Below are 11642 nucleotides of genomic sequence, written 5' to 3'. Positions count from 1 at the left end.
AGTACTGATTAGGATGCCATTTAGTGCTACTTTCAACTCGTCACTGCATCTTGTTAATAAATTAATGTTATTCTTGTGCTAGCTAGTGTTATTTCTATCTTTTTGTTAACGATAAAAATTAAGCCTAAAAAGATAAGTACTTTAGCTTAAATAATACACTCTTATCAGAGTTCTTTTTCACGATTTATTTAACGAAAACTTCTGTTCATTGAACTAGGCTAAGGAAAAGTATTTAGGAACAGATATTATAATAGTCATTGCAGGTTTTCGTTATTGGGATGATCAATGTCTAATAGTTCGTTTAATCGCCAATGGGCTAAAGTTATACTGGAAACTTTGACTCGTCATGGTTTACGTCATATCTGTATCGCACCCGGATCACGTTCAACGCCTTTAACGCTTGCGGCAGCCGCCAATCATAAACTTATTTGTCATACGCATTTCGATGAGCGTGGTTTAGGTCACTTAGCATTAGGTTTGGCGAAAGCCACCCAACAGCCTGTTGCTGTGATTGTCACCTCAGGTACCGCAGTGGCAAACTTATACCCCGCTTTAATTGAAGCGGGACTTACTGGTGAACGGGTGATCTTTCTCACGGCAGATAGACCGCCTGAACTAATTAATTGTGGCGCCAATCAGGCTATACGCCAACAAGGTATTTTTGCCAGCCATCCCTCAGAAACACTCTCTTTACCACGCCCTACAGCAGATATTCCTGCTCGTTGGCTGGTTTCTACATTAGATAATGCCATGAATAATCTTGTGCATGGTGCTTTGCATGTAAACTGCCCTTTTGCAGAGCCATTATATGGTGATGATATAGAGCATGACACACCATGGACACAAGCATTAGGAAAGTGGTGGCAAAGTGATAAACCTTGGTTACAAGAAACGCTTTCTCCCTCTGTGACTACACACCCTCAATGGGATCGACTACGTCAGAAAAAAGGGGTAGTTATTGCTGGACGTATCAGTGCGAAAGAGGGGATTGCCGTTGCCAAATGGGCCTCACAATTGGGATGGCCTCTGTTAGGTGATGTGTTATCACAAACAGGACAACCACTACCTTGTGCTGACTTATGGCTAAATAATCCACAAGTTAAGGCTGAATTAAACCAAGCAGAAATAGTGATCCAATTTGGCTCCAGTTTAACAGGCAAACGCTTATTACAATGGCAAGCGAATTGCTCACCGCAAATGTATTGGGTGATTGATGCTATTCCGGGACGTTTAGATCCGGGGCATCATCAAGGGGAGAAGTTTACCTTATCCCCGAGTCAATGGTTAACGGCACATCCTGCTATTGATAATTTACCTTGGGCGTTGTCATTAAGTCATATTGCTACACAAACTTATCAACATGTTACTGAAGTAACAGACTATTTTGGTGAAGCACAAGTTGCTCATCAGTTAGATCATTTACTTCCTCACAATGGGCAGCTTTTTGTTGGCAATAGTTTAATTGTGCGCTTAATTGATGCTTTTGCACAATTGCCACAGGGCTATCCTGTTATGAGTAATCGTGGTGCTAGTGGCATTGATGGATTACTTTCAACCTCAGCAGGTGTTCATCGAGCCACTCAAAAACCGACGTTAACTATCTTGGGTGATTTATCGGCATTATATGATTTAAATAGTTTGGCACTACATCAACAAGTCTATGCCCCAAATGTGGTGATTATCGTCAATAACAATGGTGGGCAGATATTCTCTATGTTACCGACGCCTATGGCAGAGCGGGAGCGTTTTTACTGTATGCCCCATGCTTTAAATTTTAAACATGCTGCTGCCATGTTTGGTTTAGATTATGTTGCACCAAACTGTTGGGATGATCTGTTTACTACAGTGACTGCATGTTGGCAGGGGGAAGCCAAAACAACATTAATTGAATTGATTGTCAATGAAACTGAGGGTGCTGAAACCTTAAATCAGTTGGTAAAACAGGTAACCGCTTATGACTTTAGCTTGTAGGCAATATAACACGCATAACGAAGGGCCATGGTTAGTTTGGTTGCATGGACTATTAGGAGACAGTCATGAGTGGGAGACCGTCATTAAGGCTTGCCATGAATATCCCTCACTCGTGATTGATTTGCCCCGTCATGGTAACTCTGCCTCTATTGGGGTAAATAATTTTGTCGAGATGAGTGCATTACTCCATGACACTTTAAAAGAATACGATATTAATCATTACTGGCTGATTGGTTACTCTTTAGGTGGCAGAATTGCGATGTATCACGCATGTTTTGGTGAAACATCGGGATTAATGGGATTGATTGTTGAAGGGGGAAACCCAGGTTTATATGATGCAATAGAAAGACAAAACCGTATTGCACATGATAAACGTTGGGCCGCGCGTTTTCGCAATGAACCTATTAATGATGTATTAACGCAATGGTATCAACAGCCTGTATTTGCTGATTTAAGCGATGAAATGCGTCAGTTATTAGTTGAAAAACGCAGTAGTAATGCAGGTTTTTGTATTGCGGAAAGTTTAGAAACACTCTCTTTAGGCCATCAGCCTTGGTTAGTTGCAGAATTACAACAACTCACCTTACCCTTTATTTGGTTGTGTGGTGAGCAAGATAAAAAATTTCAATCAATAGCGCAGCAATATTCGCTGCCATTAACGACTATCCCGCAAGCTGGTCATAATGCCCATCAGGCACAGCCTGATGCTTATGCTGCGGTGATAAACCATGTATTATCCCTCTTTGGTTAAAGGAACCTAATTATGCTTTATCCGAGCGAAGAAAAGCTATATGCACCGATTGAATGGCAGGATTGTTCTGAAGGTTTTGAAGATATCCTCTACCACAAATCTGTCGATGGCATTGCCAAAATTACGATTAACCGCCCGCAAGTGCGTAATGCTTTCCGTCCTTTGACTGTGAAAGAGATGATCCAAGCATTAGCCGATGCACGTTACGATGACTCAATTGGGACTATTATTCTTACTGGTGCTGGCGAAAAAGCGTTTTGTGCCGGTGGTGACCAAAAGATCCGTGGTGACTACGGTGGATACCGTGATGAAAGTGGCACTCACCACTTAAACGTATTAGATTTCCAACGCCAAATTCGTACTTGTCCTAAACCTGTTGTTGCTATGGTGGCTGGCTACTCCATTGGTGGTGGTCATGTCTTACATATGATGTGTGATTTAACCATTGCTGCAGACAATGCCATTTTTGGTCAAACTGGTCCTAAAGTAGGCTCATTTGATGGTGGATGGGGTGCTTCTTATATGGCACGTATTGTCGGGCAGAAGAAAGCTCGCGAAATCTGGTTCTTATGCCGCCAATATAATGCGCAAGAAGCATTAGATATGGGATTGGTAAATACCGTTGTTCCTTATGCTTCTCTTGAAAAAGAAACGGTACGTTGGTGTCGTGAAATGCTAGAAAATAGCCCAATGGCACTACGTTGCTTGAAAGCAGCATTAAATGCTGACTGTGATGGTCAAGCGGGTCTGCAAGAATTGGCTGGTAATGCAACCATGCTGTTTTATATGACAGATGAAGGTCAAGAAGGACGTAATGCTTTTAATGAAAAACGTCATCCTGATTTCACTAAATTTAAACGTAACCCATAATGCGAAACGCCAAACTCTATTCATTCAGCCTGCCAATGGAGGCAGGTGTTGTTCTGCGCTACCAAAGATTAAAAACGCGTGATGGTTTTCTTGTCTGTTTAGAGCAAAATGGCAAACAAGGTTGGGGTGAAATTTCACCTCTTCCTGAGTTTAGCCATGAAACGTTAGAACAAGCACAAGATGCCGCACAATCTTGGCTAGCAGCTTGGTGTCTAGGTGAAAATCCTACTGACAGTGAATTGCCAAGTGTCGCTTTTGGTATTAGTTGCGCATTAGCAGAGCTTGAAGGCACTTTACCAGAAGAAGCCAATTATCGTGCCGCACCTTTATGCAACGGTGATCCTGATGACTTAATTTTAAGTCTTAATGAAATGAGTGGGGAGAAAGTTGCTAAAGTTAAGGTCGGTCTGTATGAAGCGGTACGAGATGGTATTGTCGTCAACTTATTACTAGAGGCAATCCCCGACTTAAAACTAAGGCTTGATGCCAATCGCAGTTGGACGCCAGCTAAAGCAGAAGGTTTTGCCAAGTACGTGAACCCACAATGGCGCGACCGTATTGCATTTTTAGAAGAGCCATGCAAAACCCCAGAAGAGTCACTCGCCTTTTCACAAGCAACAGGTATCAATATTGCTTGGGATGAGACTGTGCGTGATGAAGGTTTTGAAGTGAAAGCTCAAGAGGGTGTTACGGCGATTGTTATCAAGCCTACGCTAGTAGGAAGTCTTGCTCGTTGCCAATCTATCGTTGAACAAGCGCATGCTTTAGGTCTAGAGGCGATTATTAGCTCGAGTATTGAAAGTAGCTTTGGATTGACACAACTGGCAAGAGTGGCTCAGTGGTTAACGCCAGATTCTATTCCCGGTTTAGATACCGTTGATCTTATCAAACAACAACTTATTCGTTGTTGGCCAGATGTAGATATTCCGCTTATCACGCTTGAACAGCTTAAGACAGTATGGCAACAGTAGTTAATTTTACACAATGGCCGTGGCATCACTGGGCGCAGCTTAACCCAAATGAAACGGCCATCATATTTGGTGATTCACCTATAACATGGCAACAATTAAGTTGTCATATTAATCAATTGGCGAACCATTTAGCGAAACAGGGTGTTAATACTAAAAGTACCGTGTTGCTACGTGGTAAAAATCATATCCATGTTGTTTTTACGCTACTTGCTGTTTTTCAATGCGGTGCAAAAGTATTACCGTTAGATCCTCAGCTCCCTAAGTCTCTACTTGATGATTTATTACCCCATTTAAACATCGATTTTTATGCTGATTTAAGTGGATCAACACTTGAGTTAGATGCGAGGTTACTCGATCTTTCTGGTGTCGAATTCAATAATAAATCACATCAAGATAAAAATAACATGGTAGGTGTCGCATGGGCATCTTCTCGTATGGCAACACTGATCTTAACCTCTGGATCATCAGGTCTACCTAAAGCCGCTGTGCATACTTTTCAAGCTCATCTTTGTAGTGCAGAAGGTGTTCTTGAATTGATACCCTTTGAAAAAAGCGACAGTTGGTTATTGTCTTTACCTCTCTTTCATGTATCTGGGCAAGGAATTCTTTGGCGTTGGTTATTACGAGGCGCTACCTTGGTAGTGCGTAATATGCACCCCTTTATTGCTGCTTTGCAAGGCTGTACTCATGCTTCTTTAGTGCCAACGCAACTTTGGCGTTTATTACAAAATACACAACAGGATAGTTCGCAGCCCATCACATTAAAAGCGGTTTTATTAGGGGGAGCGATGATCCCAACTGAATTAACCCAATGCGCCGAAAATAAAGGTATTCAGTGTTGGTGTGGTTATGGCATGACTGAAATGGCCTCTACTGTTTGTGCAAAACGCGCAGATGGTAAAGCGGGAGTTGGTACGCCATTAAAGGGTAAAGCGGTCAGATTAGTGGATAATGAAATCCAGATCAAATCTGATAGTGTTGCATTAGGATATTGGTTTGATGGTCAATTAAAGCCGTTATCACAGACTCAGGATGATTGGTATGCAACACGGGATAGAGGTTGTTTTAAAGAGGGGGAATGGTGCATTTTAGGGCGATTAGATAATCTGTTTTTTAGTGCGGGTGAAGGTATACAGCCAGAAGATATTGAAAAGGTGCTAAATAGTCACCCGAATGTTCGCCAAACATTTATTGTCCCGATTGACGATATTGAATTTGGTCAACGTCCCGTTGCTGTTGTTGATACTGATATTGAGACAATTAATCAATTACCACAATGGTATCATACGCGTTTAGCAGGCTTTCAACGTCCCATCGCTTGTTTACTATTACCAGAACAGCTAAAGAGTGGAGGGATCAAAATCTCTCGTAAACAAGTGCAACAGTGGGTGAAAGGGCAACAAGTAAATTGATATTGCGATTTTATCGAACGACTTTAAGAAAGGCGCCCAAACTACAGGCGCCTTATTATTTTGCCGAGTTGCTCACAGGGCTTCTTGTTATCAGGTTATTTAGCGTCTTTCCCTTCTAACACTTTAATCGCTTTTTCAACACCAGCGCCATATTCAGGATGAACTTTGGTAAATAAGTCGATTTGGCGTTGTTGTGTTTCTTTACTTGCTTGTGATAATTCGCCCGCAATACGCGCAAACATACGTTGATGCTCGTCATCGCTTAATAGCTCATACAGTGCACGAGGTTGGCTGAAATAATCTTCATCTTCACGATGGTTCCAGTGATCGGCTGCACCTTCAATAGAAAGTGGTGGCTCTTTAAAGTCAGGTTGCTCTTGGAACACACCACCACTATTTGGCTCATAAGTAATACCATTACCACTATTACCATCAACACGCATAGCACCATCACGATGATAATTATGGAATGGGCATTTTGGGGCATTAACAGGGATTTGATGATGGTTAACGCCTAAACGGTAACGATGCGCATCACCATAAGAGAATAGACGACCTTGTAACATCTTATCTGGTGAGAAGCTAATACCTGGAACAATATTCGCAGGGCTAAATGCAGCTTGTTCAACATCAGAGAAGTAGTTATCTGGATTACGGTTTAACTCAAAGTAACCGACATCCATGAGTGGATAATCAGCATGTGGCCAAACTTTGGTTAAATCAAATGGGTTATAAGGCACGGTTGATGCCTCTTTTTCTGGCATGATCTGAATTTGTAACTTCCAACGCGGATAATCACCACGTTCAATGGCTTCAAAAAGATCACGCTGAGAGCTTTCTCTATCTTTACCTACTAGAGCTTCCGCTTCATCATCCATTAAGTTCTTGATGCCTTGTTGGCAACGGAAATGGAATTTAACCCAGAAACGTTCATTATCTTTATTGATAAAGCTATAAGTATGGCTACCAAAACCATGCACAAAGCGATAGCTTAAAGGTAAACCACGATCGCTCATATCGATAGTTAATTGGTGTAGAGATTCTGGTAAATGAGAAAAGAAATCCCATTTATAAGCCATATTACGCATATTAGTGCGAGGGTCACGTTTTACGATATGGTTAAGATCAGGGAATTTAAGGGGATCACGTAGATAGAATACAGGAGTATTATTACCCACCATATCCCAGTTACCTTCTTCTGTATAAAATTTTAAGGCAAATCCACGAATATCGCGCTCAGCATCAGCTGCACCACGTTCACCCGCCACTGTTGAAAAACGAGCAAACATTTCTGTTTTTTTACCCACTTCAGAGAAAATTTTAGCTCGAGTATATTTCGTAATATCGTGAGTGACCGTAAATGTACCAAAGGCACCAGAGCCTTTTGCGTGCATACGTCTTTCAGGAATAACTTCACGATCAAAATGGGCGAGTTTTTCTAAAAACCAGACATCTTGTAGTAACATTGGGCCACGAGGTCCTGCTGTTATTACATTATTATTATCTACAACTGGTGCACCAGCCGCCGTTGTGAGCTTTTTCTTTTCCATCACATCTTCTCCAATTTGTGGAATAGTGAACATTAAAAAATAGTATGGGTGAATAAAACGAAGCGAACAGCCTTATATTTATTATGGTTAATTTTTACTGTAATTCCACTTTAGCAAGATTAAAATTATTAATAAAACCCATTAGACCGATAGTATTGATAGATGTAACTTATTTACATAGATTGAAAAATCTAAACATTGACTTTCAATTCTCAGTAAAATTGTTTAATAAATTTGCTGTATAATTATAAGTTGGGAAAATTATTTGCTGGGGTAATCATAATGAAAAAGTTTTTATTATTAGGAGCAATGAGCGCATTACTTATTTCTGCTAATGCCAATGCCATATCGATGAATGTGCAAGCGGGTAAACATTATACCGATGTACAAGCAGGTTTAGGTGATGCCGATTCTGGACTTTCTTTTAACGGTAATTGGGCACGTAGTGATCACGATGGTCAATTAGGTAGTTTAGGTGCAAAATTTGCGTTACCTCTTGGCCCATTCTCAGCAAGCGTTGGTGGTAAAGCACTTTACCTCTCCCCCAAAAATGGTGATGACGGCGCGGCATTAGCTGGTGGTGTTGGACTTAATTGGCGTGTTTTACCTTCACTGAGTGTTTATGGTGAAGCTTACGCTTCGCCGGAAGGATTAACCTCAGGAAGTAAATCCTATTATGAAGCTGATGTTGGTGCTAAATACACGGTATTTAAACCACTTCATGTTAATGCGGGTTATCGGGTGATTGAAATTGAAAACGCGCATAATCACAGTAACAATAAACTTGCTGATGGTTTCTATGTAGGAGCTGGTTTAAGTTTCTAATATCAATAACGGGAACATTAGGTTTTTCCCGTTTAGTTATTTATTTTTAGCAGGTGTTACAATTAACACCTGCTTTTTATTTGATTTTTATCAGCTAATGGTGATTAACCCACTTGTGGCAATATATTAAAGGTAATCGCTATTTGAATACCAATCACCACTAACCCGCAGATAAATACAATGGCTAAGGCTGGCTTACCGCCTTTAACTTTATAATGCTCTGTAGTCTGCTTTTGCTGTCTTACTTTCCATACCAGTAGTGCTGGTAATAATAGTGCGAGAATAGATAAAGCAATTGCGGCATAGGCTAAGGCTTGCACAAAGTTAGGGAAAAATAACGCACAGAATAGCGGTGGAACAAAGGTTAATAAACCAGATTGAAAACGACCAGATGCGCGATTACTGCGTTTAAACAAATCAGCTAGATAATCAAATAACCCTAATGCTACGCCTAAGAAAGAGGTGGCGAGTGCAAGGGCAGCGAAAAGGTTGACAGCAATATTGACTCGCGGTGTAGCAACCACATCACGGATAGCGGTGAGTAGACCATTTAAGCCAGATTCTTGGGCTAAAATCCCCATAAAGGTGGTGGTAGGAATAGCTCCTAATGTTGCTAATTGCCATAAAATATAAGCAATAAGAGGGATTGCGCTACCTACGATAAATATGAGGCGTAGTTTTTTGATATTGCCATCCATGTAACTGACAATACTGGGTACACTACCGTGGAAACCAAAAGAGGTAAAAATAACCGGGATCGCAGAAAGAACGAGTCCCTGAGCGATAGGCATAGAGGTTAAGTTGACTTTTTCCACATGGGGTAACATGACTACCAGCATAAAAATTAAGAAAATAACTTTTGCTGTAAAGAGTAAGCGGTTAATCATATCCACAGAAGTGGTACCAATACCGACTACCGCACCACCAATAACTGTAAAGATAATGATACCTTGTGTGATGGTTATCTTATGACCAATCCAAGAAGATAAAGTCGAAGCTAATAATTCACCCGCACCACTGATATAAGCCGTTGTTAAAGCATACATAAGAAGTAGCAAAGCTAAACCTGTAACGACTTGTCCTCCAATACCCAGATAACGTTTCGCAATAGAGCCAAGGCCTGTATGGGGATCGTTGTATTGATAGACTTCCACTAATAAAAGCGCGGTGTAACTCATTAATAGCCATAAGCCCACCAGCAATAACACCATGGTACTAAAGCCAATACCCACAGCAGCAAGTGGCATTGCCAACATTCCTGCACCAATTGTTGTTCCTGCAACAATAAATACACTGCCTATAGTGCGATTTTTCACAAAGTCCTCGTTTTTCCAAACTATTTTACCTAGTTAAAAGTAGGGTATAAGAATGGTAAATTTCTGTCAAATTTTAATTACGATAGGTGTAATGTTTTGTTTACAAAATAAAGGGGATATAAAAAAACGCCAACAAAATGTTGGCGCTATTTAACATGTCTTTGGTTGTTGAATGACAAAAAAAGATTAATTAATCATCAAGCTCAACCATTCTTCTTATTTGATCACGATTAATTTGTTTGATTGCACCGGTTTCAGCATCTTTATAAATAATTAATCCGGTAGACTCATCTTCTTGAGGTTTATCTGTGGTCAAAATAGTTTGCCCATCGACGGTTTCAATTTTTTGTGGCGATGAACAACCTGCTAATAGCAGTAAAGAGAAAGAGGCGGCACAAATCGGTAAAATAGTTTTTAGTTTCATAGTAACGATCCTTTTTATAACTCTGTTATTTAACTTTAGTTAAAAATACGCATTTGTGTTAGAAAAAGAACAATATAAGAAAACAGTGATCATTATAGTCAATGGTTTTACTTTGTGCAGATCTCGATTTCGATATCACTCACAGGGTGACAGCTACAAGGTAAAATTTCATCAGCTTGAATAAATGCCAAGGGCTCATTGCGATAACATACTTTGCCTTTTACTAAGCGTAATCGGCAAGAGCCACAATAACCTTCTCGGCATTGATATTCGATTTGAATTTTGCTGCGCTCTAACGTATCCAACAAGGAAGGATGCGTTTCAGAGCTAAATTCTAATGCGGTTGATAGACCCTGCTGGTGCAGGGTCACTTTATGAGATGCCATAATGTATAGCGCTAGTTCTCTGTTTTACAGTTCGAAGTTACTTAAATCATCAGTATCTACTTGTGAGTCGATTTGACCTACTAGATATGAGCTTACTTCAACTTCTTGTGGTGCAACTTGCACATTATCAGATACTAACCAAGCATTAATCCATGGAATAGGGTTTGAACGTGCTTTAAACGGCAATTTAAGTCCTACTGCCTGCATACGAATATTAGTAATATATTCAACATATTGGCAAAGGATCTCTTTATTTAAACCGATCATAGAGCCTTCTGAGAATAGGTATTCTGCCCACTCTTTTTCTTGCTCTGCTGCTTCAACAAATAGGTCATAACATTCTTGTTCGCATTCTGCGGCAATTTCGGCCATTTCAGGATCATCTTGACCTGAACGCAGTAAATTGAGCATATGCTGTGTGCCAGTTAAGTGTAATGCTTCATCACGGGCAATCAATTTAATGATTTTAGCGTTACCTTCCATCAGTTCGCGCTCTGCAAAGGCAAATGAACAGGCAAAGCTGACATAGAAACGAATCGCTTCTAAAGCATTAACACTCATTAAGCATAGGTAAAGCTGTTTTTTAAGCTTACGTAAAGTAACTTCAACAGTTTTACCTTTTATTTGGTGCGTACCTTCACCAAACATATGGTAAAGGTTAGTTAAATTGATTAACTCATCATAATAAGATGAGATATCACGAGCACGTTTTAAAATCTCTTCATTTTCAACAATATCATCAAAAACGACCGACGGATCGTTGACGATATTACGAATAATATGGGTATAAGAGCGTGAATGGATGGTTTCAGAGAACGACCATGTTTCTACCCAAGTTTCTAATTCTGGAATCGAAATTAAAGGTAAAAATGCCACGTTAGGGCTTCTACCTTGGATCGAATCAAGCAGAGTTTGATATTTTAAATTACTAATAAAAATGTGTTTTTCGTGATCGGGAAGCGCATTGTAGTCAATACGATCACGAGAAACATCAACTTCTTCTGGACGCCAGAAGAAAGAGAGTTGCTTTTCAATTAGTTTTTCAAAAATAGGGTACTTTTGCTGATCATAACGCGCTACGTTAACAGGTTGCCCAAAAAACATGGGCTCCTGAAGCTGATCATTTCTAACTTGTGAAAAAGTGGTATAAGACATAGCTTCCTCAA

General features: G+C 40.2%; 11 protein-coding genes. 6 read left to right on the top strand and 5 right to left on the bottom strand.

Features of this window, described 5'->3' with window-relative positions:
• Positions 1-285 precede the first annotated feature (285 nt).
• From menD to menE, 5 genes are read left to right on the top strand one after another with little or no spacing between them, the layout of a single operon-like run.
• A complete protein-coding gene (gene menD / locus AACQ49_RS17725) occupies positions 286-1971 on the top strand; it encodes a 2-succinyl-5-enolpyruvyl-6-hydroxy-3-cyclohexene-1-carboxylic-acid synthase (RefSeq protein WP_004243672.1) in 1686 nt (561 codons plus the stop codon).
• The gene (gene menH, locus AACQ49_RS17720) at positions 1955-2722 is read left to right on the top strand and encodes a 2-succinyl-6-hydroxy-2,4-cyclohexadiene-1-carboxylate synthase (protein WP_004243671.1); all 768 of its coding nucleotides are present in this window, start codon (positions 1955-1957) and stop codon (positions 2720-2722) included. Before menD ends, menH begins: the two co-directional genes overlap by 17 nt.
• Positions 2723-2734: 12 nt before the next feature.
• Positions 2735-3592, top strand: a complete 858-nt coding sequence (gene menB / locus AACQ49_RS17715; protein ID WP_004243669.1) for a 1,4-dihydroxy-2-naphthoyl-CoA synthase — start codon at positions 2735-2737, stop codon at positions 3590-3592.
• Positions 3592-4563, top strand: coding sequence for an o-succinylbenzoate synthase (gene menC / locus AACQ49_RS17710; RefSeq protein WP_004243667.1), 972 nt, complete (start codon positions 3592-3594; stop codon positions 4561-4563). Before menB ends, menC begins: the two co-directional genes overlap by 1 nt.
• A complete protein-coding gene (gene menE / locus AACQ49_RS17705) occupies positions 4551-5975 on the top strand; it encodes an o-succinylbenzoate--CoA ligase (RefSeq protein ID WP_129623435.1) in 1425 nt (474 codons plus the stop codon). The genes menC and menE overlap by 13 nt, the downstream gene beginning before the upstream one ends.
• Before the next feature lie 95 nt (positions 5976-6070).
• Here menE and AACQ49_RS17700 read toward each other — a convergent pair whose 3' ends face one another.
• Positions 6071-7525 (bottom strand): catalase, encoded by a 1455-nt coding sequence (locus AACQ49_RS17700; RefSeq protein ID WP_004248382.1) that lies wholly within the window; start codon positions 7523-7525, stop codon positions 6071-6073.
• A gap of 282 nt (positions 7526-7807) precedes the next feature.
• Here AACQ49_RS17700 and AACQ49_RS17695 point away from each other — a divergent pair, with 282 nt between their 5' ends.
• The gene (locus tag AACQ49_RS17695; RefSeq protein ID WP_004248380.1) at positions 7808-8350 is read left to right on the top strand and encodes a YfaZ family outer membrane protein; all 543 of its coding nucleotides are present in this window, start codon (positions 7808-7810) and stop codon (positions 8348-8350) included.
• Positions 8351-8454: 104 nt separating this feature from the next.
• Here AACQ49_RS17695 and tyrP read toward each other — a convergent pair whose 3' ends face one another.
• From tyrP to nrdB, 4 genes are all read right to left on the bottom strand, one after another.
• Positions 8455-9666, bottom strand: a complete 1212-nt coding sequence (gene tyrP, locus AACQ49_RS17690) for a tyrosine transporter TyrP (RefSeq protein ID WP_004248379.1) — start codon at positions 9664-9666, stop codon at positions 8455-8457.
• 190 nt (positions 9667-9856) lie between these two features.
• Positions 9857-10090: a YgdI/YgdR family lipoprotein gene (locus tag AACQ49_RS17685; protein WP_004243656.1), complete on the bottom strand. Its 234-nt coding sequence runs from the start codon at positions 10088-10090 to the stop codon at positions 9857-9859.
• A gap of 107 nt (positions 10091-10197) precedes the next feature.
• Positions 10198-10476: a class I ribonucleotide reductase maintenance protein YfaE gene (gene yfaE / locus AACQ49_RS17680; protein ID WP_004248377.1), complete on the bottom strand. Its 279-nt coding sequence runs from the start codon at positions 10474-10476 to the stop codon at positions 10198-10200.
• Positions 10477-10500: 24 nt separating this feature from the next.
• The gene (gene nrdB, locus AACQ49_RS17675; protein ID WP_004248376.1) at positions 10501-11631 is read right to left on the bottom strand and encodes a class Ia ribonucleoside-diphosphate reductase subunit beta; all 1131 of its coding nucleotides are present in this window, start codon (positions 11629-11631) and stop codon (positions 10501-10503) included.
• Between the last annotated feature and the right edge of the window lie 11 nt (positions 11632-11642).

The sequence above is a fragment of the Proteus sp. G2675 genome (assembly GCF_963886535.1).
GTDB classification, from domain to species: Bacteria; Pseudomonadota; Gammaproteobacteria; order Enterobacterales; family Enterobacteriaceae; genus Proteus; species Proteus mirabilis.
The sequence above is the reverse complement of the archived record's forward strand: the minus strand, read 5'-3'. Positions and strand labels throughout refer to the sequence as shown.